The organism is Streptomyces sp. NPDC099050 (assembly GCF_044759865.1).
In the GTDB taxonomy this organism is placed as follows: Bacteria; Actinomycetota; Actinomycetes; order Streptomycetales; family Streptomycetaceae; genus Streptomyces.
Genome location: NZ_JBIWAE010000009.1, coordinates 237,522 through 263,657, shown reverse-complemented (window position 1 = coordinate 263,657; position 26,136 = coordinate 237,522). Strand labels below are relative to the sequence as shown.

Below are 26,136 nucleotides of genomic sequence, written 5' to 3'. Positions count from 1 at the left end.
CGGGCCCTGCCTTCGCGAGGCCCCGGCTTCCCGTCGTCCTACCTCCCCGACGCCCACTTCCCCGACGCCCACCGTCCCGTACGGCCTCTGCACAGGAGCACCACCCCATGTCGCACTCCGCCCCCGCCGATCTGCTCCTCACCGGAGCCCGCATCCACACCGTCGACCCCGAGCTGCCCGAGGCCGAAGCCCTCGCCGTGCGGGGCGGGCGGATCGTCTGGGTCGGCCCGGACGCGGAGGCCGCCGACTGGGCGGGCCCCGGCACGGAGCGGATCGACGCGGGCGGCCGGCTCGTGCTGCCGGGATTCATCGACGCCCACAACCACGTCCGGCTCGGCTCCGACGACGCGTGCGTGCAGCTCGCCGGGGTGCGGACGCTCGAAGCGATCCTCGACCGGATCGGCGCGTGGCGGGAGGCCAACCCGGACGCCGAGTGGATCGAGGCCGAGGCCTTCGACTACTCCGCGATCCCCGGCGGTCGCATGCCCACCGCAGCCGACCTGGACCCGGTCACCGGGGACACCCCCGCGATCGTGCTCTCGTACGACGTCCACACGGCCTGGCTGAACACGGCGGCCATGCGCCGGCTCGGCGTCGCGAAGGACCGTACCGACCTGCCCTTCGGCACGGCTGCCGTGAACCCCGAGACCGGCGAACCCACCGGATTCGTCAAGGATTTCGCCATCAAGGGGCTCTCCCGCGACGGCCACCGCGCCCTGCGCGACCTGGGCGTGCCGTGGGCCTCCCCGGACCGCCAGTACGGGCGCCTCGCCAAGAGCCTCGACGACGCGATCGGCTTCGGCATCACCACCGTGGTGGAGCCGCAGAACTCCCTCGACGACCTGGAGCTGTACGACCGGGCGCGCGCCGAGGGACGGCTGCGCTCGCGGATCGTCGCCGCGCTGTTCCACCCGCGCGGGACCACCGAGGAGGACCTCGACCTCTTCGAGGCGGCGGCGAAGGTGCACGCGGGGGACCGCTTCCGGGTCGGCCCCCTCAAGCTCTACATCGACGACGTGGTGGAGCCGCGCACGGCCGCGCTGCTGGAGCCGTACACCGGCTGCGGAGCGCACCGGGGCGAAACCTTCTACCCGGCGGAGGAGTTCGCCGAGCTGCTCGCCCGGCTGGACGCGCGCGGGTTCCAGTGCTTCGTCCACGCCACGGGCGACCGGGGCATCCGTACCGTCCTCGACGCCGTCGAGCACGCACGGGCGGTGAACGGCCCGCGCGACGCCCGCCACCAGGTGGTGCACGTGGAATGCCTGGACCCCGAGGACGTACCGCGCTTCGAGCAGCTCGGCGTGGTGGCCTGCATGCAGCCCCGGCACTGCGCGCCGGAGATCGCCGGTCCGGGCCAGGACTGGGCGGAGAACGTGGGGGAGGACCGCTGGAACAAGGCGTGGCCGATGCGGAGCCTCGCCGAGGCGGGAGCGGTCCTGGCCTTCTCCAGCGACTGGAACGTCGCCGAGATGGACCCGATGATCGGCATCTACACGGCGCTGACCCGGCGCCCGCTGGGCGGCGGCGACCCGTGGCAGGAGCAGGAGACGGTGGACGCCCGGACGGCGGTGTACGGCTACACGATGGGCTCCGCGTACGCCAACTTCCTTGAGCAGGACCGTGGTTCGCTGACGGTCGGCAAGGCGGCCGACTTCGTGATCCTGTCCCGCGACATCCTCGCGGTGGCCCCGGAGCAGATCCCGGGAACGGTGGCCGAAACGGTCGTGGTCGCGGGCGAGGTGGTCCACCGGGCGGGGTAGGCCGGCGGAACTTCAAGGCGCCGCTGCGCCCGGCAGTCACGCCCCGAGCAACGCCGGTGCGCTGCCAGCCCAGTTGGGCCGACCCGGCTGGGCCGACCCGGCTGGGCTGACCCGGCTGGGCCCGGCTGGTCGAGAAATGCCTGGCGGGCCGTGGGGGAGGGCCGTTACTCTCGCCGCGATGACTACTTTCCGTACACAGAGATCGGGGGTCCCGTCCGCGCAAGGTGAGTGCTGATGCTCACTCAGAACGCGAACGGGGTTCCTTCCCGCCCTTCCTACTGGCTGCGCGTGCGCGAGTTCGCCGTGCCGCCCTCCATGATCGAGACCGCGACCTCCCGCCGCTCCGCCGGAGACTGGGCGGGGGCGTGCGCCGCGGCCGCCGTCGACGTGGACTTCGACCTGCGCGTCCTGGCGCGCACCCACGGCCGCGACCTCGCGGCCCGGATCCGGGCCGACCTGCGCCACCTGGCGCCGGACCTGCTGCGCTGGCACCTGCCGAGGATCGCCCCGGACGGGCTGCTGCGCCCCGGGCTGACCATCGCGCTGGCCCGGTACGGGGACGCGGGGCCCGGTGGTTCCCGCCCGGTCCACCTGGTGGCCCGGACTCCACCCGCCTGGGCGGAGTACGGGCAGCGGATCAGCCTCGCCCTGTGGGACGGAGCTCGCTCCGAGGACGCAGCCCGCCGCCGTGCGGGGGCCGGGCCCCATGCCCATGCCCATCCCCATCCCCATCCCCATCCCCATCCTCATTCCCGCCCGCATCCGCGGTTCCGCCTCGATCTGCACCGCCACCTGTGGGACGCCCGCCGCAGCGACGAGCTCCGCACCCGGTCCGGGGCCGACCGGCCGCCCGGCGGTTCGGCCCCCGCGGTGGATCCCGCGGTGGATCCCGTCCTGTCGGGGCCGCTGCCCGGGCTGCCCGGCTGCGCCGTCGACCGGTGGGTGGCCGAGGCCGGGATCGTGCTCCGTGCCGAGGGACGCCCCGGCGGTACGGTCACCGTCCGGCTCGGAGCCCGGCACCGGCTGTACGTGCACCTGCGCGGCGGCGGGGACGGCGGCGGGGACGCCGACCGGGACGGTGAAGGCGCCGGGCAGATCTCCGCGGCCGCGCCCGTGGAGCCGGGTGCACCCGCCCCGCCGGCCCTGCCCGACGCGGCGACCTGGGTGCTGCCCGACCTGGAGCTGCTCCGCGCCGGGGCGATCGACGCGGGCCGGCTGCACCCCCTGGTCGGCCGGGCCCTCCTGCCGGACCGGTCGCCGCCGCGCCCTGCCGCGGTCGCGGACCGGCCGGGGGGACCCCGCCTGGTGGACTGCCGGGGTGCCCGGCACCGGATCGGCCTGGTCGACGGGGTACTGGCTCCGCTGGACCACGACCCGGCCGAGATCCGCCGCGAGGAGCTGCTCGTCGCGCTGACCGGCACGCCGCTGCCCTGCCTGCGGGCCATCGACGAGGCGCACCGCCGGCCGGACTCCCTCTCCGGAGTCCGTGAACGCCTCGACCACGGCGACACCGCCGGCGCCCTGGCCGTCGTAGAAGGACTGCTCGGTCCCGGAGCGCTGCTGCGCGACGGCCCGTTGCGGGATGAGCTGGAGGCGGCCGCGCTCCGGCGGATCACCTACGGCCTGTTCCGGGCGGGGCTGGCCGGACCGGCCGCCGACCGCGCCCACGCCGGCTACCGCTCTCCCCGTCCGCGCCGGCCCTAGCGCTCGCGGGATGCGACCCGCCGCTGAACCGGCCTCCCGCACCACCCCCATTCACGCTCCCGCCACACAACCGAAGGTGATTCCGCATGCGTTCCCATGCCCAGACCGCCCCGTCCGCCCCGACCCCGACCGGCACCACCCAACTCGACGTCACCGCAGGGCTGCTGGCCCTGCTGCGCGATACGACGACCGAACCGCGCCCCGACATCCAGCTGGAGGCCCTGACCCTGGCCGTGGCCGCCGACCTGCCCGTACTCCTGTGGGGCGAGCCGGGGATCGGCAAGACCGCGGCCCTGACCCAGCTCGCCGCCTCCCTGGACCTGCCGCTGACCACCGTCATCGCCAGCGTGCACGAGCCCTCCGACTTCTCCGGCCTGCCCATCGTCGGGGACGACCCCGCGGAGCAGGGGGTGCCGATGGCCCCGCCGGACTGGGCGGTGCGCCTGGTACGGGCCGGCCGGGGGCTGCTGTTCCTCGACGAACTGTCCACCGCACCGCCGGCCGTGCAGGCGGCCCTGCTCCGCCTCGTACTGGAGCGGAGGATCGGCGCGCTGCGGTTGCCGCCCGAAGTCCGGATCGTGGCTGCGGCCAATCCCCGGTCCTCCGCGGCGGACGGCTGGGAGCTGAGCCCGCCGCTGGCCAACCGCTTCGTCCACCTCCAGTGGACGCACGACCAAGAGGTGGTGGTACGGGGCCTCGGCGGGACCTGGCCGCGCGCCACGCTGCCCCGGCTCGACCCCGAACGGCTTCCCGGGGCCGTGGACTTCGCCCGCCGTGCGGTGTGCGGGCTGCTCGCCGCCCGGCCCAACCTGGTCCACCGGCTGCCGTCGGGCGAAACCCGCCGGGGCGGCCCCTGGCCCTCACCGCGGAGCTGGGAGATGACGCTCTGCCTGATCGCCTTCGCGACCGCGGCCGGATCCTCCCGGGAGGTGCTTTCCCTGCTGGTCAGGGGAACCGTGGGAGACGGTCCCGGACTGGAACTCCTAGCGAGCCTGGACCGGATGGACCTCCCGGACCCGGAGTCCCTGCTCGCCGACCCGGCGGGCGCCGTCCTGCCCGAGCGCGGGGACCTGCGGCAGGCCGTGCTGGACGGTGTCGTCGAGGCGGTGCGGGGGCGCCCGGAGAAGTCCCGCTGGGACGCGGCGTGGGCGCTCCTGGCCCGGGCACTGGAAACCGGAGCCCCGGACCTGGTGGTCGTCCCCGCGAGCACGCTCGCGGCGCTGCGCCGCGAGGACTGGGAGGTTCCGGCCGCGATCGACCGGCTCGCCGGGGCGGTGGCCCTGTCCCGGCGTGCCGACCGGGCGGGCGTCCGGTCGGGGGCGCCCGTCACGGTGGGCCGGTGAAGCCAGTGACGCCCATGACCCCCGCAACGCCCATGACCCCCGCGCCGGTGACACCGGTGAGGCCGGTGAGGCCGGTGACGCCGGTCGCCCTGGACCTGGACAAGCTCTACGCCGCCCGGCTGCACGCCGTACGCGTGCGTCCGTACCTGGCCACGGCGCTGTTCGCCCTGCACGTCGTGGAATCGCGCCGGGTGCCCACGATGGCCGTCGACCGGCACTGGCGGTGCTACGTCTCGCCCGGCTTCGTGGACCGCACTCCCGTGGAGGAACTCGCGGCGGTCTGGGTGCACGAGGTGTCCCACCTGCTGCGCGACCACCACGGGCGCGGGGACCGGGTCGCGCGGGAGCCCGGGCTGAGCGGCCCGGGGGAGCGGCTGCGGATCAACATCGCGGCCGACTTCGAGATCAACGACGACGTGTACGGCGACGGGCTGGTCCGGCCCGCCGGTGCTGTCCAGCCGGCGGCCGTGGGGCTGCCGGAAGGGGAGCTCATGGAGGAGTACCTGACGCAGTTCGGGCTCGGGCCGCACACCCAGCACATGGCCTGGCTGGACTGCGGCAGCGGCGCCGACGGGCTGGAGCGGGAGTGGGACCTCGGCGCGGACGGCGCGGACGGCCTCGGCGAGCAGGAGCGGGACGCGGTCCGGTTCCGGGTGGCGCAGGGCATCACCGGCCGGCCGGGAAGCGCCCCGAGCGGCTGGAAGCGCTGGGCGGAAGAAGCGTTCCACCCGCCGCAGCAGTGGCGGGAGCTGCTGGGAGCGGCCGTCCGCTCGGCCACCTCCGGATCCGGCGCGGGCGACGACTACGCGTACAGCCGGCCCTCGCGGCGTTCGGCCGGGGTGCCGGGCGCGGTGCTGCCGAGCCTGCGGCGCCGGCCGCCCCGGGTCAGCGTGGTCATCGACACCTCCGGCTCCGTCAGCGACGCCGAACTGGGCAGCGCGCTCCTGGAAGTCACCGCGATCTCCCGGGCGGTGGGCGGCCGCCGGGACCTGGTCACGGTGGTGCCGTGCGACGCGTCCGCCCGGATCGCCCATCCGCTGTGCCGTGCGGAGGGGATCCCCCTGCTGGGCGGCGGGGGCACGGACCTGCGGACGGGCTTCGCCACGGCGCTGCGGTCGGGGCCCCGTCCGGACGTGATCGTGGTCCTGACCGACGGGCAGACGCCCTGGCCGAGCACGCGGCCCTCGTGCCGGACGGTGGTGGGGCTGTTCCCCCGGCAGGGGCGCAGGGGTTCGTGGGACGAGAACCGCGACCACGTCCCCGACGCGCCGCCCGCCTGGGCACGCGTGGTGCGGATCGGCTAGGCGGGAGGCGGGTCGTGGCGGACCGGAGGCGGACCGGAGGCGGGCTGGGGGCGGAACGACCCGGCGTCTACCGCTTCGGCCAGTACCAGAGGGGTTCGTCCAGGGGGCCCTCGCGGTCCGCGACCTCGGTCTGGCCGAAGTCCTTGAGGAGGGTGATGGTCCGCAGGTCCACGCGGTGGCGGTGGACGCCCGACGCCAAGGCGTCCGCCAGCGGTGTGGCGTGCGTGACGACCACCGTCTGGGTGGTGCGGGCCACCGTCAGGATCAGGTCCGCGAGGGGGCCCAGCAGGTCGGGGTGGAGGCTGGTCTCCGGCTCGTTGAGCACCATCAGGGCCGGCGGGCGCGGGGTCAGCAGGGCGGCCGTCCACAGCAGGTAGCGCAGGGTCCCGTCGGAGAGTTCCGCCGCGCCGAGCGGGCGCAGCAGCCCGTGCTGGTGCAGCTCCAGTTCGAAGCGGCCGTCCCGTTCCGCGACCGCCACGCTGCTGCCCGGGAAGGCCGCCTCGACGGCCGCGTCGAGCGCCGCGTGGTCGCCGGTCTCCCGGATCGTCTGGAGCGCGGCCGGCAGGTCGGAGCCGTCCGCCGCGAGCACCGGCGTACGGGTTCCGACGCGCGGGGTGCGGGCCGGCGCGTCGGTGTCCGTGCGGACGTGGTCGTAGAACCGCCAGGAGCGGATCAGTTCGCGCAGGGCCAGCAGGTCGGGGGCCAGTTGCGGGTCCGCGAGCTCGCTGAGCATGGAGTCGTACGGGCGCAGGGCGCCCTGGGTGCGGTGCCAGCCGCCGTCCGCCGTACGGGTGCGCACGGCGGGTCCGGCGCGGTCCGAGAGCAGGGCGGCGGGGCGCAGCACCGGCCCGGCCCAGGTGCACTCCCGTTTGATCTCCGGGTCCAGGCCGAAGAGCGAGCCGGGGACGGGCGAGGGATGGCCGAAGTCCACCGCGTAGCCGAACTCGTCCCCGGCGAAGCCGAGCCGCAGGCTCACCGGTTCGGAGCGGACCGTCGGCTGGACGGCGTACCGCCCCTCGCGCACCGCCCGCCCGAGCTTCTCCGGGCCGGCCCACAGGGTGGAGGGCAGTCCGCCCTCCCGGGCCAGCGCCGCGACGGCGCCGCCCCGCGCGGAGTCGGCCAGCAGCCGCAGCGACCGGTACAGGCTGGACTTGCCCGTGCCGTTGGCGCCCGTCACCACGGTGAGCCGGCCGAGGGGGACGATGAGCTTGCGCAGAGAGCGGTAGTTCTCCACCGCGAGGGTGCTGATCATGGCGTGCCGGTCATCATGGAGTGGTCACGCCTCCGGGTGCTCCTCGGGGGCCAGGAAGCGGCCCATCGGCAGCACCTGGCGGCCCCAGGTGCTCGCCATGATCTGCCCGGCGAGCAGGTACGTGGCCCCGAGCGCGGCCAGCAGACCGCTCCAGCCGGTGATCCGGTTCCAGATCACCGAGCCGGTGAACCCGCTGACCGTCATGGCCACGAAGACCACCAGCACGCACGTGAAGGTCGACAGCAGCACCAGGTGGATCCGCCAGCTGCCGATCCACAGCACGAACACCACGAACACCCACGGCAGCGTGAACAGCGCGCTCACGTCGCCGCGCAGCGCCGGATCCGTGGCGGGCAGCACCCACTGGATCAGGAGTGCCTTCGACATCCAGAACAGCCCGAAGCCGCCGAAGACGGTCGCGTGCCAGGTGTCGCCGCGCTGCGCCTGGAAGAGCCCGGCCAGCAGCTGGGCGAGCCCGCCGATGAAGAAGCCGACCAGCGGCAGCACGGAGTGGCTGAGGTGCTCGGGGAAGATGCCCGCGTCGATGCCGGTGGCGAGCGTGGTGACCACGATGAAGCCGGTGAGGCCGAGGGGGCCCAGCTGCGCCTGCGCGCTGGGCTCCATCCGCTTGACGGAGACGGCCTGTTCGGCCGGGCCCATGCGGTTGCGGACCTGGATGGGATTGTTCATCGCACGGTTTCCCTCTCCGGCAGGGCGTCCGGCCCCTCGGGGAGCCCGCTGCCCACCGCCGCCCCCGCCTTGCCCCTGCGGCCCGCCGCGCAGGCCAGCGTGATCGCCGATCCCAGCACCGCCCAGCCGCTCAGGACCAGCAGCGGGCCGGTGATGTCATTGCCCTTGAAGTACGCGATCGAGCGCGCGGCGTACGTGCCCGCGCCCGGCGGCAGCCACGGGCCGATGGCCTTCCAGAACGGCGGCAGCAGCGGGTACGGATAGGCGCCGCCGGCGCTCGGGTTGCCGAGCACCACCACGAGCAGGATCGCCAGACCGATGCCGACCACGCCCGCGAGGCCCTGGAAGGCCAGGGTGATCGCGCCGACGGCGAAGACGACGAGGGTGCCGAGCCCCCACAGGGCCCAGATGCTGCCGGGCAGGGCCCCCAGGACCGGGTCGGCGATCACCGCGCCGAGCAGCCCGGCCGCGATGGAGTACACCAGCAGGGCGCCGAGCCGGATGACGGCGCGGTGGATGTTCGCGGGCCGTGCGCCCGCGCTGATCGCGAGGATCGCGGCACACAGGTAGCCGCCCACGCACCAGCCCACGACCAGGTAGAACGAGCTCAGCCCGCGCCCGTCGCCGGCGGCCGCCGGGGCCACGTCCACGACGCGCACGCCGCGCCCCTGGGTCTTCTCGACGGCGCCGACGATCTCCTCGATGGCCTGGGACAGGGAGGCCCCGGCCCCGCTCGCGACCAGCAGCTTGTCGGTCGTGCCGGCCGGGTCGATGATCAGCGCGCCGTCGACGTCCCGGTTCTGGATCTGGCGCAGCGCCGTCGCCTCGTCCTGTACGGCGCGGGGGTCGAGCGGTTTGCCCGGCAGCGCGGAGAGCTGCTTCGCCGTCTGGTCGGCGATCGGTCGGGCCGGCGCGGCCACCGCGAGGGGGATCTCGCTGGGCTCGGGGTGATGGAAGGCCCCGACGTAAGAGGTGATGAAGGCGAGCTGGAGCGCCAGTACGCCCAGGACCAGGAGAGCGGCCCGGGTGGTGACGGCGTCCTTGATCTCGGCGAGGAACCCGCCGGACTGCCCTGGGTCTGCGTGGGTGGGCTGGGTCATGTCTCACACGCTCGGCGTGCCGGGCGCCCGGCGCAGCAGGGGAGGGCCGAATGGATGACGGCCGTCGGAGCGGTCCATCAGGGGGACCACGGATTTTTTACCGCCGCGTAACTTCCCAGTTTTGCTACTCGCCCGTAATTTAGCGGCTGCAGCGCCCCCTTGTGATCCGGATCACGGGATGCACCCCCACGCACTTCCCGCGCCATCCCTCGTTACTCCCCTTGAGCCGCAAGGAGATCACACGATGCTGCCCTGGAGACGCCTCCTCCGCCCCCTGGCCGTCCTCACCCTGACCGCCGCCGCGCTCGTCGCCCCCACCCAGGCGGCCCAGGCCGCCCCGGCGCCGAGCAGCGGCTGGAACAACTGGTCCTGCAAACCGTCCGCCGCCCATCCCCGGCCCGTCGTCCTGGTCCACGGAACCTTCGGGAACTCCGTGGACAACTGGCTCGGCTTCGCGCCGTACCTCGTCCACCGGGGCTACTGCGTCTACTCCCTCGACTACGGGCAACTGCCCGGCGTCCCCTTCTTCAACGGACTCGGCCCCATCGAGCGGTCCGCCGGTCAGCTCGACGACTTCGTGGACAAGGTGCTCGCCGCCACCGGAGCGGCCGAGACGGACATCGTCGGCCACTCCCAGGGCGGCATGATGCCGCGCTACTACCTGAAGTTCCTCGGCGGCGCCGCCAAGGTCAACGCCCTGGTCGGACTCGCCCCCGACAACCACGGGACGACCCTGCTGGGCCTCACCAAGCTCCTCCCGTACTTCCCCGGAGCCGGACACCTGATCAGCGAGGCCACCCCGGGCCTCGCCGACCAGATCGCCGGATCGCCCTTCCAGAACAAGCTGAACGCGGGCGGGGACACCGTCCCCGGAGTCGCGTACACGGTGATCGCCACCCGGTACGACGAGGTGGTCACCCCGTACCGGAGCCAGTTCCTCACCGGGCCGAACGTCCGCAACGTGCTGCTCCAGGACCTGTGCGGGGTGGACCTCTCGGAGCACGTGGCCATCGGGCTCACCGACCGGATCGCCTGGCACGAGGCGGTCAACGCCCTCGACCCGGCGCACGCCGAGCGGACCACCTGCGCGTCGGTCTTCTCCTGACGGTGGCGCTCCGCTCCTGACGGTGGAGGTCCGCTCCTGACGGCGGCGGGCGGCCCGCGGTGCGGGCCGCCCGCCGCCGTCCCCGGTCAGCGGCCGTGGCGGCCCGGGGTCGCGCGGCGTCGCGCCAGCCCGAACAGCACGGCCGCGCCCACGGCCAGGACGCCCGCCCCGCCGATCGCGATCACCGGCGTGGTGCTGCTGCCGCCCGTCTCCGCGAGGTTGGTCCCGCTCTGCGAGGGGATCGGGCTGCTGCCGCCGTTCGTCTTCGGGTCGTTGTCCCCGTGGCCGCCGTGCTCCACCGTGGACTTCCCGGCGCCCTGGGAGATCTGCTCGTCGGTGGGGGCCGAGGGGATCTCCGAGGGGAGCGTGGACGGCCGCCCCGAGGGCACGGAGGTCGGCTTCGTACCCGGCTTCGAGGTCGGCTTCGAGGTCGGCTTCGAGGTCGGCTTGGAGGTCGGCTTGGCCGTGGGCTGGCCCCCGCTGCCGCCCGTACCGCCCGTACCGCCCGTACCGCCCCCGCCGTTGTCCTTCCCGAAGACCACGTCCGAGCAGGTGTAGAACGCCTCCGGGCTGTCCGAGCGCTGCCAGACGCTGTAGATCAGGTGCCGGCCGGTCTTGTTCGGGACGGTGCCGGAGAAGACGTAGTCGCCGCCCTGCATCCCCGGGTCGGTGACCTTCGCGAACGGCGCGGCCTCCAGGTCGGACCACTTCAGCGGCTTCGACGGGTCGTAGCCGTCCTTCGTCACGTACAGCTCGAAGGAGCCCTTGTGCGGGGCGGTCCCCTTGTAGCGGAAGGTGTGCGCGCCCGCGGTCATCGGGCTCGCCGGCCAGTCGGCGCGCGCCAGGTCCAGCCCCCGGTACTTGTCGTTGCCCGCCGAGCACAGCTGTCCGTCCGGGATGAGAGCCTTGCTCTGACCGGCCGCGTTGGCGATGTTCACCGCGTTCCAGTCGTAGAACGCCTGGGCCCCGCTCGCCGCGACCGCCGCCTTGCAGGCCGCCGACTTCGGGGACTCCGGGCCTTCCGCGTAGCACGCCGCCACCCGGCTGACCGGGTCCGTCATCGAGCCGTGGGCGGCCGCCGGGGCGACGGCGTACGCGGCCACCGCGAGCGGGGCGAGTCCGGCTGCGATGCGGGCTGCGGTACGGCGTGCGGGCATGGTGGATCTCCTCTGGGCACGGCACAGGGCTGCGCGAGTCGTGGGTGCGCCGGAAGACCGGGGCTGTGCGGCGCCGCCCCTCACGGGTCACGGCGCCGCCTCCGGCCCTCCCTGGCTCAGCCAAACTAACCGCCCGCGGCCGCCGTTCCACCGGCTCGGGGGCTCAGGAGCCGATCCTTAGGTTCTGCTTAAGGCAGGGGTAAGAAGGGCCTCAGGAAACGGCGCCGCGGACCCCCGGCCCCGCGCCTGAGGCGTTTACCCACTCGCGCAGGAGGGCTTCGCGCTCGGGTGGTGCCGGTGCGGCACCGAGGTGCTTCCGGCTCCACGCCGTGAGGGTCCGGGGGGCGCACGCGCCCTCCCGGTAGCGCGCCAGCAGGCGCTGGGACAGGGCGATCTCCCGGGAGGTGTAACCCGAGGTCGCCGCCGGCACCCACAGCTCCTCCGTACCGTCCTCCGTCGCGAGGGACAGGAGCATCTGAGGTGGGCCTTCGTGTGCGTAGGGCGTTTCCATGGTCATCACCGCTTCCAGCACCGCGGCCAGGAAGCGGCCCGCGCGCTTCGCCGTGTTCCGCACGGGCACGGCCCTCACGACCGCCGATCGCAGGCTCGGCCACGGCCACGACCGGAGGCCGTCCGGGCCGTGCGCCCGGACGCCTTCGGAGGTGAGGCGGACGCAGTGGCCCGCCGCGTTCGGCGGAGAACCCACGTACACCGCGTCCTCGGTGATCCAGAACAGCCCCACCATCGCCATGTCCGACTCCTGTCGTCCGTGCCCGCACCCACCGGGCCGCTTCCCTCGGTCCCGGGCGCCCGCAGCACCCGGTTCCAGTAGGCCGCGCCCGTGCCGGGCGGCGCACGCCCCTGCGTTTCGGGGCTTGACAGTCCGCGGATCAGGCCAGCAGCGCCGCCAGGCCGGCCGCCGAGCGGGCCTGTGCCTCCAGGGCGTCGAGGGCCCGTACCGCCTGGGCGGCCGCCTCCGGATCGGTGGCGGCGAGCCCGCTCGCGGCGAACTCGTCCTCGTCCAGGCGCAGTACGGAGCTGCCGTCGGCGGACACCCACAGGTCCAGGTCCAGGTCCTCGACCGTGATCACTCCGTCCTCCACCGAGGCCGGCCGGGTCACGTCGCAGTACCAGCCCTTGAGGACGCCCCCGCCCGTCCGCACCTCCTTGACCGCGTACCAGCGGTCGCGCCAGAAGTGCTCGGTGAACACGTCGCCCGGCTCGAAGCGGACGAAGCCGAAGTCCCGTACCCCGGGAGCCGCCCAGGGCGCCCGTACGGTGATCCGGGTCCCCGTGTCGGCGACCGGCTCGGCCGGGTAACTGATCTTCGTACGGCCCGCCTTGGTGAGGGTGACGGTCAGCCGGCCGGTCATCGCGGTGTCTCCTGTTCTCGCAGCCGCTTGGTGAAGCGCGTCTCCGTGGCGCAGACCTCGTACCCGAACCGGGCGTTGACGGCGAGCATGGGAGCGTTCCCGGTGTCGTTGCCGGTGAACGCCTCGGTGCAGCCGGCCGCGCGGGCCCGCAGCAGCGAGTCGGTCTTGGCCAGCCGGGCCAGCCCCCGGCCGCGGAACGGGCGCAGGGTGGCGGTCATGGCGGAGGAGTACCGCCCGGCCCCGTCGGTGTGGGCGGCGGTGAAGCCCGCCACCTCGCCGTCCACCAGGACCACGGTGGTGAGGTCCCGGTCGAGGTACGGGTGCTCCCAGGTGTTCCGCAACCAGGCTTCGTAGTCGTCGAACTCCACCGGAACGTCGCCCGGTTCGTCCAGCGTCCCGGCCGCGTCGGCCTCGAACAGCGGGCGCGGATCGGCGGCGAAGGCCGAGCCGGCGCGCAGCTCGACCCCGTCGGGCAGCATCCCGGGAAGCGACGGCAGGGCGGCCGTGGTGAGGTCGAGGCGCAGGAAGTGCGCGGAGCGGGAGGCACGGTAGCCGTGCCGCTCGGCGAACGCGCGGTGCGGCGGCTCGTCGAGGACCCAGGCGTACGCGGCCTTCGCACGCTCGGCCCTCAAATGCTCCTCGGCCGCGCCCAGGAGCGCGGTCCCGGCGCCGAGGCCGCGGTGGGCGGGGTCGACGTAGGCGTTGACGAAGCCCTGGCCGGGCTCGGGGCTGTCGTGCACGATGCCGACCTGGGCGGTGGCGACGACGAGGCCGTCGGCGTTCTCGGCGACCAGGAGGCGGTACCGCCTGTCGGGGTGGGCGGAGGCCACCTCGAAGGCGACACCGCGAGCGGTACTGATCATGAAGGGCAGGGCGGCGCGGCGCACCCGTACGACGCGCTCGGCGTCGGCCGGGTCGTTCGGGCGCAGATCCCGGATGGTTGTGATCACGTGGCGACGGTAGGGGCCGCCGGGGGTCCCGCGCCTGCGAATTTCCCGGCCGATGGGGGACAATCGGCCGCGTGACCTCGACCTCTCCGCACCTGAAGATCCGCATCGACGCCGCGGCGGGCGCCACCGCCCCGTACGAGCAGCTGCGCGCCCAGATCGCCGCCGGGGCGCGGGCGGGCCGGCTGCCCGCCGGGTTCAAACTGCCGACGGTCCGCGGGCTCGCGGAAGAGCTGGGGCTGGCGGCGAACACGGTCGCGAAGGCCTACCGGGCGCTGGAGTCGGACGGCGTGATCGAGACGCGCGGCCGGGCGGGCAGCTTCGTGGCGGCGGCCGGCGACGGACCCGCCCGGGAGGCGGCCACCGCGGCGCAGGCCTACGCGGAGCGGGCGCGACGGCTGGGCCTGACCTTCGACGAGGCGACCGCGACGGCGCTGGACGCGCTGCGCGCGCGGTACGCGGACTGACACCCGGGCGGGCCGGACGGGCCGGACAGGCCGGGCGGGCCGGACAGGCCGGGCGGGCCGGACGGGGCCCGCTCTGCTCGGCCGGTACCGCCGGAACGGCGCCCCTGCCCGATGCCGCCCCCGCGGTCAGTCCTTGCGAGGGAAGAGCCGCGCCTGGAGGTGGTGCTGCATGGGCTGCCCCACCGCGGCCATCTCCTGCACGATCGTCAGCCCGCCGTCCTGGAGCGCGTACCGGCGCCGCATGCCGGTGACCTCCTTGGCCCGCGGGGTCAGCCCCACCGTGTCGGTGGCCATCTCGATCCGCGTGTCGTCCGCACCGCCGGTGCGGTCCGCGCCGTCAGGACCGTCCGCACCGTCCGAGCGGGAGACCTGGCCGACGTACGTCTCGACGATGCCCGTCGGGTGGGCGAGCGTGACCTCGACCGAGGCGTCCGGGAGGACGCGCCACCACCCGGTCTCCCGGCCCGCGGGACGCACGGCCTTGCCGGAGTCGTCGATCAGCCACGCGCGGGACTCGTAGACGAGGAAGGGCCGGCCGTCGTGGCCGAAAGTGATCTCCTGCTCGTAGCGGAACCCGTGCTCCAGGGTCGGGTACTCGCCGCTGCCCCGGCCGTGCCAGCGTCCGATGAGGCCGAGCACCGGCTGGAGCTGCGGGTGCGGTTCGGGGCCCTCGCCGAGGACGTGGCTGTCGGGGTAGGGGTTCTCCTGCGCCGGTTCGAGCACGGTGGGTTCTCCTGTTCGTGGGTCCCCCGGAGGTGCGCACGGCCGGTGGGGGCCTTCGGCCGCGCCCCCATTGTCCTCGCCGCGGCGCGTCGGCCCCCGCCGACCTGCGGCCGCCCCACCTACAGGTACATTCCCGCCTCCGCGTCATGGCCCTGCGGCGGCAGCAGGGCGGCGGAGCCCGACGCGCCGCGGCGCAGGGCGTAGAGCTCGGCCAGCGTCGCCCCCTCGCGGGAGATGCCCTCGTCGGTGCCGAGCCAGTCCACCGCCTCACGGTGCGTCAGCCGGCCGATCTCGATGCGGGCGAGGCAGCGCCCCGGCCGGACCACCGCCGGATGGAGCCGCTCCAGGTCCTCGTTGGTCGTGACGCCGACCAGGACGTTGCGGCCCTGGCCGAGCAGCCCGTCCGTGAGGTTCAGCAGCCGTGACAGCGCCTGCCCGGCGGTGTGCCGGGCCTCGCCGCGGATCAACTCGTCGCAGTCCTCCAGCAGCAGCAGCCGCCAGCGGCTCTTCGCGGTGCCCTCGTCCTCGCCGATCGCGATGTCCATCAGGTAGCCGATGTCGTTGAACAGGCGCTCGGGATCCAGTACGCAGTCCACCTGGCACCAGTCCCGCCAGGACCGGGCGAGCGTGCGCAGGGCGGAGGTCTTCCCGGTGCCCGGAGGGCCGTGCAGCAGGAGCAGCCGGCCGGCGATGTCGTCCGGCGTGACCTTCATCAGCCGGTCCATCGCCCCGGCCACCGGAGCCGTGTAGTTGGGCCGCACCTCTTCCCAGGTGCCGGCCGCGATCTGCCGGGTCGTGCGGTGGGGGCCGCGGCGCGGGGAGACGTACCAGAACCCCATCGCGACGTTCTCGGGCTGCGGTTCGGGCTCGTCCTGCACGTCCTCGGTGGCCTCGCCGAGCACCTCGGCGGCGAGTTCCTCGCTGACCGCCGTCACCGTGACGTCCGCGCCCCGGCTCCAGCGGGAGACGAGCATGGTCCAGCCCTCGCCCTCGGCGAGCGTCGCGCTGCGGTCGCTGTCGCGGGCCGAGCGCAACACCGTGGCCCCGGTCGGCAGCAGGGTCGCGCCCGGCTTGACCCGGTCGATCGACACGCTGTGCGAGTGGGGCTGCTCGCCGGACGCGAAGCGGCCGAGGAACAGCGCGTCGACGACGTCCGAAGGGGAGTCGCTGTCGTCGACGTTGAGCCGGATCGGCAGCGCGTCTTGTGGGTTGGCTGGCATGGCGCCCATGATCCGGCACGAACTGCCCTCCTGCACCCGTGTTTCGCTGGAACGGGTGGCGGGATTCCCTCTTCAAACGCCGTGCGGGTGAAGATTCGCGACGCATGTCCGCCCCGAACATTCTTGGCATGGACACTTCCAGCGGACCGCGGTTCCTTGTACCACGGACTCAGGAGTAACTCCGCAGTAACTCCCCCCCCCCACGAGGAGCCGCACACATGAGCATGAGAATGCCTCGTTTCGCCGCCTTGGCCTCCGCCCTGTTACTCGCAGCGGGCGCGGCCCTGTTCGGAGCCGGTCAGGCGAACGCCGCCGCAGACTTCGGCTACGTCGCCCTCGGCGACTCCTATTCCTCCGGCGTCGGCGCCGGCAACTACGACAGCGCCAGCGGGAACTGCAAGCGCACCACCCGCGCCTACCCGGCCCTCTGGGCCGCCGCACACGCCCCCCAGACCTTCTCCTTCGCCGCCTGCTCGGGTGCTCGTACGGGTGATGTGATGAGCGGCCAGCTCGCACCGCTGAACGCCGGCACCGACCTCGTCAGCATCACCATCGGCGGCAACGACGCCGGATTCTCCGACGTCATGACCACCTGTGTGCTCCAGTCCGAAGCCACCTGCGTCAGCCGGGTCAACCAGGCCAAGGCGTACGTGGACTCCACCCTTCCCGGCCAGCTCGACACGGTCTACAACGCCATCCACAGCCGTTCCCCGGGCGCCCGCGTGGTCGTCCTCGGCTATCCCCGCTTCTACAAGCTGAACGGCACCTGCGTGGCCGGGCTGTCGGAGGGCGAACGCAAGGCCATCAACGGCGCCTCCGACCACCTCAACGCCGCCATCGCCAAACGCGCCGCCGACCACGGCTTCGCCTTCGCCTCGGTCGCCGGCGCCTTCACCGGGCACGAGATCTGCTCCAGCAGTCCGTGGCTGCACAGCGTCAACTGGCTGAACATCGGCGAGTCCTACCACCCGACCGCCGCCGGACAGTCCGGCGGCTACCTGCCCGCCTTCACCGGCGCGGCCTGATCCGTCAAGGGCTGATCGGTCAAGGCTCGATCCGTCGAGGCCTGATTCGTCAAGGCCTGATTCGTCAAGGGCTGAAGCCCGGTCCGTCAAAGGCTGACGCCCGGTCCGTCACGGACTGACCGTGGGCCCCGGGTTCGGTGACGGGGAAGCGGTCGGTCCGGACGTACCACCGGAAGGTCCGGGGGAGGAGGCCCCGCCCGTCGGGGTCTCCTCCCCCTTCTCCTCGCACGTCACCGAGAACTCCAGCCAGGCCGAAGCCGCCTCCGACGGAGCGCGGATCTCCAGGCGCACCGCGTCCTCGAAGGTCGCGTCCGGATAGTGCGTCAGCTCCGTGTGGTCCAGCCGTACGCTCCCGGGTCCGCCCGCCGGATACGCCAGGGTCTGCCAGCCGGGGCCCGAGGTCTGCCCGCTGCGCGTGGCCCACCGGTACTCCAGCACCGCCGGGGTGCGGTCCACCGCCACGGTGGCGGTGAAGGCGGGCGCCCTGGCCGCGGGCGCCGGGCAGGGGCCCCGATAGGCGTCCCGGACGGCCCGCACGGCGGACAGGGCGATGCCCGGCGGCGGCGTGGCCGAAGGGGAGGCGGAGGAGGACGGCGAGGGCGAGGGGGACGCGCTCGGCGAGGGGGTCGGCGAAGGCGTGGCGCTCCCCGTGACGGTCGGGGTGGTCGTCGGCCCGGCACCGCCGTCCCCGCCCGAGTCGCGGTCCTTCAGCAGCAGCCATCCCAGCAGGACCACCACCGCGAGCAGCACCACGATCCCGCCGGCCAGCACCATCCCGGCCGCGTTCCGTTCGGGTTCCGGGGGGAGCGCCGGACCCGTCCCGGTCCCGGGGGCGGGCAGCGGCGGGGTGGGGTGGCCGTACCCGTGGTGCGCCACGGAGGTCGGGTCTTCGGAGCCCGGCACCGGAGCCGCTGCGGGACCCGACACCGGCCCGCCGGAGGCCCGTACGGTCCCGCCCGCGCCGACGATGCGCAGCATCCGGGCCGCCTCCGCCGCGGACAGCCGCTCCCCGGGATCCTTGACCAGCAGCCCCTCCAGTACGGGCGTCAGCGGTCCGGCCCGGCGCGGAGGCGGGAACTCCTCGTCCACCACCGCCCGCAGCGTGGCCACCGGGGACTCCCGGTGGAAGGGCAGGACCCCCTCCACGGCCAGGTACAGCGTCACCCCGAGCGCCCACAGGTCCGAGCCGGGACCCGGATCGCGGCCCAACGCCCGCTCCGGCGGCAGGAATTCGGGCGAGCCGACCACCTCGCCCGTCATGGTGATGGCGGTGGACCCCTCCAGGCTCGCGATCCCGAAGTCGCCGAGCACCACCCGGCCGTCGTTGGCGATCAGCACGTTGCCCGGTTTGACGTCCCGGTGCAGCACCCCCGCCTCGTGTGCGGAGCGCAGCGCGGCCAGCACCTGCTCCCCGATGTGCGCGGTCCGCTGCGGGGTGAGCGGCCCGTCGCCCTCCAGGACCTCCGCGAGCGAGAGGCCCCGTACGATCTCCATCACGATCCAGGGTCGGCCGTCCTCCGTGGCCACGTCGTAGACGGTGACCACGCCCCGGTGCGAGACGCGGGCCGCGGCCCACGCCTCCCGCTCCAGGCGCCGGTACATCCGGGCCACCTCGGCCTCGTCCATCCCTGCGGGTGCGCTCACTTCCTTGATGGCGACCTCGCGCCCCAGGACCTCGTCCAGGGCCCGCCACACCATGCCCATCCCGCCGCGGCCGAGCGGACCCAGCAGGCGGTACCGTCCGGCGATGACCCTCCCGCCGGCGCCGTCCCCGTCCGCCGCCGACTCAGTCACCGAAAGCCTCATTCACGCGCGCCCCCAAGAGCGTTACCGGACGATCACTCCAAGTTAGCGCAGAGCGTGCGCCGTGGCTCCGGTCGCGACAGGAGTCGCGCACTCGGTCACGCACTCGGTCACGCAGACGGTCACGCAGACGGTGCCGATGCGGTTCCCCGCACCTCGAACCCCGTTGAATTTCGCGGAGAGTGACGATCGACTCCGCTGAGTAATCGTCAACTCCCGCTCGCCACACGGGCAATTCACACCACCGGGATACCCGTGCGCGACGTGGGGACGATAGGGTTACCCTGCCCGGTGGGCCGGGTGCCCTCGTACGGGTGGGGAGAGACATGGAACAGATAGCAATGCGTAGCAGGCCGCCTCGCGTGCCTGCCATCACATGCGGGAGCGGTGCGACCAGTTCGCGCCTCGACCGCCACCTCGCCGTGCTCGGCGGTCCTGCCGTCCCGCACCGCGAGACCGCCGAGGCGACGCTGCTCATGCGTGAGCTCACTTCGCGAGACCACACGCACCGGCTGCGGAGCCGGAGCGCGCGCGTCTCGCTCTTCGCGCCGCTGCGCAGGCTGCGGCGGACCCTCTTCGGCAGCCGCCGTTCGTAGTCGGCGACCCTGCGGGGCGTGTCCCGCTCCCGCAGCGCCGCCGCTTCGTTCCCGGCCCGGCCGACCCTGTCCAGTCAGCGAACCACGCCGACCCGGCGCAACGCCGTGATCTGTTCGCCCGTCATCCCCAGGGCGCGCAGCAGGGCTTCGGTGTGCTCGCCGAGCGCGGGCACCGCACCCATGTGCGGTGCCGCGCCGCCGGGCAGCCCGATCGGCGGCAGCAGGGCCCGCAGCGGGCCCGCGGGCGAGCCCACCTCCCGCCAGCGGTCCCGGGCCTCCAACTGCGGGTGCGTGGCGAGCTGCGCCACCGAGTTCAGCCGTGCGCAGGCGATGCCCGCCTCCTCCAGCCGCCCGATCGCCGTGTCCGCGTCGAGCCGGCCCAGCGCTTCGGCGACCACCGCGTCGGTCTTCTCCCGGTTCGCGGTGCGGGCGGCGTTCGTGGCGAACCCCGGGTCCTCGGCCAAGTCCGGCCGCTCCAAGAGCTGTTCGGCAAGCCGTCGCCACTCCCGGTCGTTCTGCACCGACAGCAGCACCCGGTCCCCGTCCGCCGTCGGGTAGGCGTCGTAGGGCGCGATCACGGCGTGCGCGAGGCCCGTCCGCACCGGCTGCTCCCCACCGTGCATCGTGTGGTGCAGCGGATGCCCCATCCACTCGGCGAGCGCGTCGAGCATCGACACCTCCACCCTGCCCCCGCGCCCGGTGGTCCCGCGCCGCAGCAGGGCGGCGAGCACGCCCGAGAAGGCGTACATGGCGGCCGCGATGTCCGCCGCCGGGATCCCCGCCTTGACCGGCTGCTCCGGGGTGCCGGTCACCGAGACCAGGCCCGCCTCGCACTGGACGAGCATGTCGTAGGCGCGCTTGTGGGCGTACGGGCCTTCGGGGCCGTAGCCGGAGACGTCCACGGCGACCAGCCGGGGGTAGCGGGCGCACAGCGCGGCCGAGTCGAGCCCGAGCCGGGCGGCGGCCCCCTGGGCGAGGTTCTGCACGAACACGTCGGCCCCGTCGAGCAGCGCGTGCAGGACCTCGAGGCCGCGCGGGTCCTTGAGGTCGAGGGCGATCGACTCCTTCCCCCGGTTCGCCCACACGAAATGCGAGGCCAGACCGTGCGCGGCGGTGTCGTAGCCGCGCGCGAAGTCCCCGCCGTCGGGCCGCTCGACCTTGATCACCCGAGCCCCGAGGTCGGCGAGCTGACGGGTGGCGAAGGGCGCGGAGACGGCCTGCTCGACGGAGACGACGGTGACCCCGTCGAGCGGGAGCGGCTCGGTGAACGAATCGGTAGCCATGCCCCCTGCCTACTCGATCCCACCCCGCCAGGTCCACACCCGCCCCCGCCGGCGTGGGCGGCGCGGGGTCCAGGGCGGAGCCCCGGGATCGCTCAGCCGTCCGGCGTCCGGCGTCCGGCGTGCGGCGTCCGGCGTGCGGGGTGCGGGGTGCGGGGTCCGGGGTCCGGGGTCCGGGGCGGAGCCTCAGGATCGTTCAGCCGTCCGGCGTTTGAGGACCGGGGTCTGGAGTGGAACCAACACCCTGGGTTCTTCCGGACAGCGAACTTTTCGCAGGTCACAAGGGCTTTCCCATGTCTACGAGCACCCTCGCACGGTTCGACAGGCAAGCATTGCTCCCCACAGCGGGCATGAACAAGACTACTGACGGGCTGTGCCCGTGCCACGGACGACCGTACGTTGACCTGTTGCTCCGTAAGTCGAAGATCGTTCGCGAGGGCGAGCGTGCACTGTCCATCCGGGCGCAGGAGGAACGGGGCCGGGCATGGGCGGACGAGCACGGGTACTGCGTGCGGAAGGTGTGGCGAGAGAACCTGTCCGCGTGGTCGGACGTGCAGCGCCCGAAGTATGACGCTGCAATGGTCGCTGTACTCGCCGGCGAAGTGCCCGCGCTGTGGTGCTACGCGCTCGACCGTTTCAGCCGCAAGGGCGCCGAAGCGGTGGTGCCCATCTTGGGCAAGGCTCGCGTGATCTTCGACTACGAGCGTCTCGATTCGCTGGACGAGCGGGATCGCCGTTGGATCATCGACCGTGCCGAGAACGCGCGGGAGTACTCGCAGCGGCTGAGCTACAACGTGCGGGGCACGAAGTCCCGGCAGCGCACCGAGGGCAAGTGGCTGTCCAAAGCCCCGTTCGGTCTCGTTGCCGACCCGGTCACGCGGAAGCTCACCCCGGACCGCACCCCCTACATGTGCATCGTTGCCGACCGGCGGGAAGTCACCCCGTGGGACATCGTGCAACGCGTGTTCAGCGAGATTGCCGCAGGAGTCTCCTCCCGCGCGCTGACCCGAAAGCTGAACAGCGAGGGTCTGCGGACCGGGACCGGTGTTCCGTGGCGGGCCGATGCGGTCCGGGCGATCATCATTCACCCCGTATATGAGGGGTGGCTCACGCACTGCCCCGGCGGGAAGGCTCACCGCGACCGTGTGCCGTTCCTGAACAGCGAGGGCGAGCGGATTCGTGTGGTCACGGCCGAGACGCTGCCGGACATGATCCCGTCCGAGCTCGCCGAGCGTGCCCGCCGTGTGCTGTCCGGAAACCAGACCATCAGCAAGATTGCCCCGACTCCGGGCCGCGCCGTCCGGGCGCTGACGAGCCGCATGCGGTGCGCATCCTGCAAGAGCGCCATGACGCTAGAGGGGACGTCCTACGCGTGCAGCCGCTACGGCGACGGTGACCAGGCATGTGCCGCACCCGCATTCGTCACCCGCAAGGCCATCGAAAAGTACGTCGTACAGACATGGTCCGAGCGGCTCGCAGTGACCGACGATGATGACCCGCTGTTGGTTGCCGTGGCCGAACGGTGGCAGGCCATTACGCGGCCCGAGGAGACACAGGTCATCAGGGACGCACGCGCCGAGCTGAAAGCCGCACAAGCCAAGTTGGACAAGTTCCACGCGGACGATGCTGCGGACTTCTACACGGGCCGCTCCGCCCGGTACCGCATCCCCCACAAGAACGCTGCCGAAGCGAGGATCAGCAAGGCTGAAACGGCCCTCGCCGAGCTGGTCGGCAACAGCGGACCCGTATCTCTCTCGTTCCTGCTGAACGGCAACGGTGAGAAGTACTGGAACACCGCCGACGCACGGATGCAGCGTGACCTACTCGGACTCGCGATAGACACCGTGACCGTGACGAAGTCTCCGGGGCAGGGACACCGCTTCGACGGCATGAAGCGGGTCACCATCGCATGGGCCACCCCCGAGGGCGCCGAGCCCGACGCAGACGGATTCGAGCAAGCCGCCTAGCGGCCCTGTAAGGCTTGAACAGCCCCGGACGGTCCCCGTGATCATCCGGGGCTTTCTGCGTGCCCCTCGCGGCCCGGTACGCTCTTTGCACCCCTCGCCGACATGGGTGCGCGGGCTAGGGCTGGTGCCTCACAGGTTCGTCCTGGAAGCAGTACGACCGGCCCGCCTCGCCCCGGTAGTCCCTCGGACCGCCGGGGCTTTCCCATTCCCGCAGACGGGCGTACAGAGCCCGCGCTGCCGCCTCGCCGGCTAGCCCACGGGGCTTGGGCTTGGCTGCCCTACAGCGGAGCGGTTGGTGTTGGGGTGTTGAGTTCAACCATTTTTTTAGAACACATAGAAAAAATAAGAAGAAAGAGAACCGGTGTCTCCCTTAGCACCGCGTCACCCCTCTTGGGTGCGGGAAACCCTCGCCCTCCACTCTGGGGAGAGAAGGAACGGTCCGAGCGTCAGAGCGGACACGGGAACCCTTCGCCCTCCACTACGGGGAGAGAACGACCGGTTCTACCGCCTCCACGGCGCGGGAAACCTTCGCCCTCCACTACTGAGGAAGCAAGGGCCCGAGCGTCCAAACGGACACGGGAACCCTTCGCCCTCCACTACTTCCGAGAGCGGGATTACCGCGCACCCACCCAACGGGGGAATCGGGCGGACTGAGTGCCCGCTCTCGGATACAGCGTTGCCCGTGCTACACCGCACCCCGCGTTACAGGGGTGGCCAGGAGTCGACGTGAGGCAGCGCTGCAAGGCCCGAGCGGCCCCGAGCCGGCGAGGCACAGCGGATAGTGCGCGTGACGATGTGACGCACAAGGGCCCTGTCCTATGTTCTCTCTATTTTTATAAGAGATATCTACGAGGACCCTCTGTACGTCACATCGTCACGCCCTCGGCTCCGGCAAGGTCTGCTCCCCACTAAGAGTGGAAGGGAAACCGGAACCAACTCGTTCCGCTTCACTGCGTCCGGCGGGAATCCCTCCGTCCTTACAACCAGTAGGGAGACGGTGAGCCCGGTAGCGGAGATGCACCGCGAGACCACGGGAATTCGTCCGTCCCTACTACTCCCAGAGAGCGGGCCTACCGCTGCTCCACCGCAGACCGCATGACGGACCGAGCGTCCAACGACGCCGATCCCTCCCACCGCCGTTGCCCCCTGATCAGCCACGGGGCCATGTCATATCCGAAAGAAGCGGAGTGATCGTGTTCGACAACAGCAACTGGTACAGCTCAGTTGATCGAAAGACCCTCAAGGAGCAGCGCCGCGCCGATGCGTGGAAGTGGAATGAAGAAATGGAGCAGGCCGCGTCGCTCCGCTCCTCGAACCCGGAAGCGTACGACCGCATGGGGCCGATGATCCGAATCAGCCTCGGGCATTACGAGAACGACAAGAAGATTGCCGCGCAGTACGGGCGCGACGTAAACAAGGGCGGTAACTGACTATGTCTGCTGAGATTGAGAAGGCCGCTGCGCACGTCGCCAAGCTTCGCGCCCAGGCAGAAAAGGTGTCGGGGCCGCTCGCTGACGCTGAAGCCCTGTTGCAGGCGGCAGAGAAAGCCGAGATCGCGCGACGTGCCGAGCGTGCGATGGACTACAGCCGCGAGGTGGTTGCTACCTGGCGGGGGCGGGCTGACGCTGCTGCCAACTCAGGCGATGCCGCCCGGGAGCGGTTCTTCGATGCGTTGAGCGATGAGCCCTGGTTCGCCGCCTATGTGGAATACCGGTCGGCTCGGCACAAGCGTGGCCACGTTTTGACCGAAGCGCAGCGCGCGCAGTCGGCATTGGGTGAAGTGTCCACTGTTCCGGATCAGCGCTGGTATGACGCGGGCCTGCTGGAAGATATCGTATCGCACGCTGACAGGAAGGCCCTGGCGCTGGCTGCCGAGTTCGACAGTGAGTTGAGCGCCAAGCGCGAGGCTTACATTTCAGGCCAGGGCTGACCGTGGTCGTTGACGCTCTCGATCCGGGGCCGGAGGGGAACTATCCCTATTTCCCTCGCGACGCGAGGGGACGGCCGGTCTGGTCCGATTCTCCAACGGGTCTTCCCGTAGTGAACGGTGGGGCACCCATGCCACGTGGAATTCAGCGCATGAAGAACCCCGGGCATCCTGGCCGGCTGGTGACTGTTGATGTGACTCCCCGGCATTCAAACGGGGAGCCGATCGACCCGCCCGTGATATCTCCATTGGCAGGCGATGTGACGTAAGCCGGACAGTGCTGCCGCTCGGCTCCGCCGGATCATCCGGAAGTCGGGGCGCTGGAAGTGTGTGCGCTGTGGTCGGCATGTCCTCGCATCGGCCATCGATGTGGACCACATACAGCCGCTCGCGTTGGGCGGGACGGACACGGACGGGAACGTTCAGCCGCTGTGCCGTCCGTGCCACAAGCTCAAGACGCGTGAGGATTTCGGGGCCGCTGGTCCGCCGTTCTGACTGGCCCGGACATGGTTCCGCCCCGGCACAGTGTCGGCGCTGTACCGGGGCGGCTGTATTGCTGCGGAGGCGATTACTCGGCGGCCTTTGCCTTGCCGCTTTCGATGACGAATGCAGCAGAGTTGGTGGTGCCAAGATCAATGCCGATGATCTTGCCTCGTGCTCCAGTCGCAGGCGCGTACTCGTTGTACGCGTCGTAACCCATCTGCCCGATGTCCCTCTTCCCGATGCTCGCCGGAGCGATCGTCACTGCGCTACCGGGACTAGACACCAGGGCGAAGGCTCGTGCGAGAGCTTCGAGCCCCTCGGATGCCTGTCCTGCCCGCTGGTCGGCAAGGAACACCGCTTCACGGCCGATGGCTTCGACAAGCCGTTCGCGGGCTACGGCGACGGTGGGCGACTCGGCCACGGTGATCTGTGCCGGGATTGATCCCAAGTCAGTTGCTTCGGGCGTTACTTCGTTCTCAGGCATGCCTGTGTCCCTTGCTCGGCCGATGTGATATCGGCCGACGTCGATATTTCCTGGCGGCGTCCTGTACCGGGGCCGCGGTATATCGCGTGCTAGCGGCCCGTGAGCTGGACCGTTTCGCGCTGCGCAATCGTGTCTTGGTTCACGGGCAACAGGCGGGACGTTGATACCGGAGTGGCTGTCACGGCAGTAGCAGCCGCCGCACTGGCCGGGCTGGCTACCAGGGCGAACGCGCGGGCGAGAGCTTCGAGCCCCTGGGATGCCTGTCCGGCTCGCTGGTCGGCGAGGAATACGGCTTCGCGGCCGATGGCCTCAACCAGTCGTTCGCGGGCTACGGCGACGGTGGGTGACTCCTGTGCCTGGACCTGTGACGGGATGGAACCCAAGTCAGTCGGTTCGGGCGTTACTTCGTTCTCGGACATGGATGGC

The 26,136-nt window shown here is 72.2% G+C and carries 25 protein-coding genes; 12 read left to right on the top strand and 13 right to left on the bottom strand.

What is annotated here, in order from left to right:
• The first annotated feature begins 107 nt into the window (after nt 1–107).
• From ACIQV3_RS18180 to ACIQV3_RS18165, 4 genes are all read left to right on the top strand, one after another.
• Nucleotides 108–1,760: an amidohydrolase gene (locus ACIQV3_RS18180; RefSeq protein ID WP_403713386.1), complete on the top strand. Its 1,653-nt coding sequence runs from the start codon at nt 108–110 to the stop codon at nt 1,758–1,760.
• Nucleotides 1,761–1,994: 234 nt separating this feature from the next.
• Nucleotides 1,995–3,464, top strand: a complete 1,470-nt coding sequence (locus ACIQV3_RS18175; protein WP_403713385.1) for a hypothetical protein — start codon at nt 1,995–1,997, stop codon at nt 3,462–3,464.
• Nucleotides 3,465–3,550: 86 nt separating this feature from the next.
• Complete coding sequence (locus ACIQV3_RS18170; protein ID WP_403713384.1) at nt 3,551–4,807, top strand: AAA family ATPase; 1,257 nt, start codon at nt 3,551–3,553, stop codon at nt 4,805–4,807.
• Nucleotides 4,808–4,839: 32 nt separating this feature from the next.
• On the top strand, nt 4,840–6,111 hold the full coding sequence (locus ACIQV3_RS18165; protein ID WP_403713435.1) for a VWA-like domain-containing protein: 1,272 nt from the start codon (nt 4,840–4,842) through the stop codon (nt 6,109–6,111).
• A gap of 67 nt (nt 6,112–6,178) precedes the next feature.
• Here ACIQV3_RS18165 and ACIQV3_RS18160 read toward each other — a convergent pair whose 3' ends face one another.
• The 3 genes from ACIQV3_RS18160 to ACIQV3_RS18150 are packed head-to-tail and all read right to left on the bottom strand — an operon-like array spanning nt 6,179 to nt 9,153.
• Nucleotides 6,179–7,363, bottom strand: coding sequence for an AAA family ATPase (locus tag ACIQV3_RS18160; protein WP_403713383.1), 1,185 nt, complete (start codon nt 7,361–7,363; stop codon nt 6,179–6,181).
• A gap of 24 nt (nt 7,364–7,387) precedes the next feature.
• Nucleotides 7,388–8,053: an acetate uptake transporter gene (locus tag ACIQV3_RS18155; RefSeq protein ID WP_403713382.1), complete on the bottom strand. Its 666-nt coding sequence runs from the start codon at nt 8,051–8,053 to the stop codon at nt 7,388–7,390.
• Nucleotides 8,050–9,153, bottom strand: coding sequence for a DUF3533 domain-containing protein (locus tag ACIQV3_RS18150; protein WP_403713381.1), 1,104 nt, complete (start codon nt 9,151–9,153; stop codon nt 8,050–8,052). The genes ACIQV3_RS18155 and ACIQV3_RS18150 overlap by 4 nt, the downstream gene beginning before the upstream one ends.
• A 244-nt stretch (nt 9,154–9,397) precedes the next feature.
• On the opposite strand from ACIQV3_RS18150, the gene ACIQV3_RS18145 reads away from it, so the two are divergent.
• Complete coding sequence (locus ACIQV3_RS18145) at nt 9,398–10,258, top strand: esterase/lipase family protein (RefSeq protein WP_403713380.1); 861 nt, start codon at nt 9,398–9,400, stop codon at nt 10,256–10,258.
• An 86-nt stretch (nt 10,259–10,344) separates the two neighbouring features.
• Here the strand turns inward: ACIQV3_RS18145 and ACIQV3_RS18140 are convergent, their stop codons facing one another.
• The 4 genes from ACIQV3_RS18140 to ACIQV3_RS18125 form a co-directional block, all read right to left on the bottom strand.
• On the bottom strand, nt 10,345–11,415 hold the full coding sequence (locus ACIQV3_RS18140) for a lytic polysaccharide monooxygenase (RefSeq protein ID WP_403713379.1): 1,071 nt from the start codon (nt 11,413–11,415) through the stop codon (nt 10,345–10,347).
• Nucleotides 11,416–11,626: 211 nt separating this feature from the next.
• Nucleotides 11,627–12,166: a hypothetical protein gene (locus tag ACIQV3_RS18135; RefSeq protein ID WP_403713378.1), complete on the bottom strand. Its 540-nt coding sequence runs from the start codon at nt 12,164–12,166 to the stop codon at nt 11,627–11,629.
• 139 nt (nt 12,167–12,305) lie between these two features.
• Entirely contained in the window at nt 12,306–12,788 is a 483-nt protein-coding gene (locus ACIQV3_RS18130) for a DUF402 domain-containing protein (protein WP_403713377.1), read from the bottom strand.
• The gene (locus ACIQV3_RS18125) at nt 12,785–13,738 is read right to left on the bottom strand and encodes a GNAT family N-acetyltransferase (RefSeq protein ID WP_403713376.1); all 954 of its coding nucleotides are present in this window, start codon (nt 13,736–13,738) and stop codon (nt 12,785–12,787) included. The genes ACIQV3_RS18130 and ACIQV3_RS18125 overlap by 4 nt, the downstream gene beginning before the upstream one ends.
• 71 nt (nt 13,739–13,809) lie before the next feature.
• Here ACIQV3_RS18125 and ACIQV3_RS18120 point away from each other — a divergent pair, with 71 nt between their 5' ends.
• Complete coding sequence (locus ACIQV3_RS18120) at nt 13,810–14,202, top strand: GntR family transcriptional regulator (RefSeq protein ID WP_403713375.1); 393 nt, start codon at nt 13,810–13,812, stop codon at nt 14,200–14,202.
• 126 nt (nt 14,203–14,328) lie between these two features.
• Here the strand turns inward: ACIQV3_RS18120 and ACIQV3_RS18115 are convergent, their stop codons facing one another.
• Nucleotides 14,329–14,925 carry an FABP family protein gene (locus tag ACIQV3_RS18115; protein WP_403713374.1) on the bottom strand — a complete coding sequence of 199 codons (597 nt, stop codon included), beginning with the start codon at nt 14,923–14,925 and terminating at the stop codon, nt 14,329–14,331.
• Between the two features lie 119 nt (nt 14,926–15,044).
• Complete coding sequence (locus ACIQV3_RS18110) at nt 15,045–16,145, bottom strand: DUF5925 domain-containing protein (RefSeq protein ID WP_403713373.1); 1,101 nt, start codon at nt 16,143–16,145, stop codon at nt 15,045–15,047.
• 224 nt (nt 16,146–16,369) lie between these two features.
• On the opposite strand from ACIQV3_RS18110, the gene ACIQV3_RS18105 reads away from it, so the two are divergent.
• Nucleotides 16,370–17,170: an SGNH/GDSL hydrolase family protein gene (locus ACIQV3_RS18105; protein WP_403713434.1), complete on the top strand. Its 801-nt coding sequence runs from the start codon at nt 16,370–16,372 to the stop codon at nt 17,168–17,170.
• A gap of 108 nt (nt 17,171–17,278) precedes the next feature.
• On the opposite strand, the gene ACIQV3_RS18100 is transcribed toward ACIQV3_RS18105, so the two are convergent.
• A complete protein-coding gene (locus ACIQV3_RS18100) occupies nt 17,279–18,976 on the bottom strand; it encodes a serine/threonine-protein kinase (RefSeq protein WP_403713372.1) in 1,698 nt (565 codons plus the stop codon).
• A gap of 323 nt (nt 18,977–19,299) precedes the next feature.
• Between ACIQV3_RS18100 and ACIQV3_RS18095 the strand changes: the two genes are divergently transcribed.
• Nucleotides 19,300–19,569, top strand: coding sequence for a hypothetical protein (locus tag ACIQV3_RS18095; RefSeq protein ID WP_030720225.1), 270 nt, complete (start codon nt 19,300–19,302; stop codon nt 19,567–19,569).
• Nucleotides 19,570–19,643: 74 nt separating this feature from the next.
• On the opposite strand, the gene ACIQV3_RS18090 is transcribed toward ACIQV3_RS18095, so the two are convergent.
• The gene (locus ACIQV3_RS18090) at nt 19,644–20,852 is read right to left on the bottom strand and encodes a CaiB/BaiF CoA transferase family protein (RefSeq protein ID WP_403713371.1); all 1,209 of its coding nucleotides are present in this window, start codon (nt 20,850–20,852) and stop codon (nt 19,644–19,646) included.
• Nucleotides 20,853–21,256: 404 nt separating this feature from the next.
• On the opposite strand from ACIQV3_RS18090, the gene ACIQV3_RS18085 reads away from it, so the two are divergent.
• From ACIQV3_RS18085 to ACIQV3_RS18070, 4 genes are all read left to right on the top strand, one after another.
• Nucleotides 21,257–22,816: a recombinase family protein gene (locus tag ACIQV3_RS18085; RefSeq protein ID WP_403713370.1), complete on the top strand. Its 1,560-nt coding sequence runs from the start codon at nt 21,257–21,259 to the stop codon at nt 22,814–22,816.
• A 1,193-nt stretch (nt 22,817–24,009) separates the two neighbouring features.
• Entirely contained in the window at nt 24,010–24,246 is a 237-nt protein-coding gene (locus tag ACIQV3_RS18080; protein ID WP_403713369.1) for a hypothetical protein, read from the top strand.
• Between the two features lie 2 nt (nt 24,247–24,248).
• Nucleotides 24,249–24,746, top strand: coding sequence for a hypothetical protein (locus ACIQV3_RS18075; protein ID WP_403713368.1), 498 nt, complete (start codon nt 24,249–24,251; stop codon nt 24,744–24,746).
• A 327-nt stretch (nt 24,747–25,073) separates the two neighbouring features.
• Nucleotides 25,074–25,238, top strand: a complete 165-nt coding sequence (locus ACIQV3_RS18070) for an HNH endonuclease (protein WP_403713367.1) — start codon at nt 25,074–25,076, stop codon at nt 25,236–25,238.
• Nucleotides 25,239–25,311: 73 nt separating this feature from the next.
• Here the strand turns inward: ACIQV3_RS18070 and ACIQV3_RS18065 are convergent, their stop codons facing one another.
• A complete protein-coding gene (locus tag ACIQV3_RS18065; protein ID WP_403713366.1) occupies nt 25,312–25,710 on the bottom strand; it encodes a hypothetical protein in 399 nt (132 codons plus the stop codon).
• An 89-nt stretch (nt 25,711–25,799) separates the two neighbouring features.
• A complete protein-coding gene (locus tag ACIQV3_RS18060; RefSeq protein ID WP_403713365.1) occupies nt 25,800–26,129 on the bottom strand; it encodes a hypothetical protein in 330 nt (109 codons plus the stop codon).
• Nucleotides 26,130–26,136 lie beyond the last annotated feature (7 nt).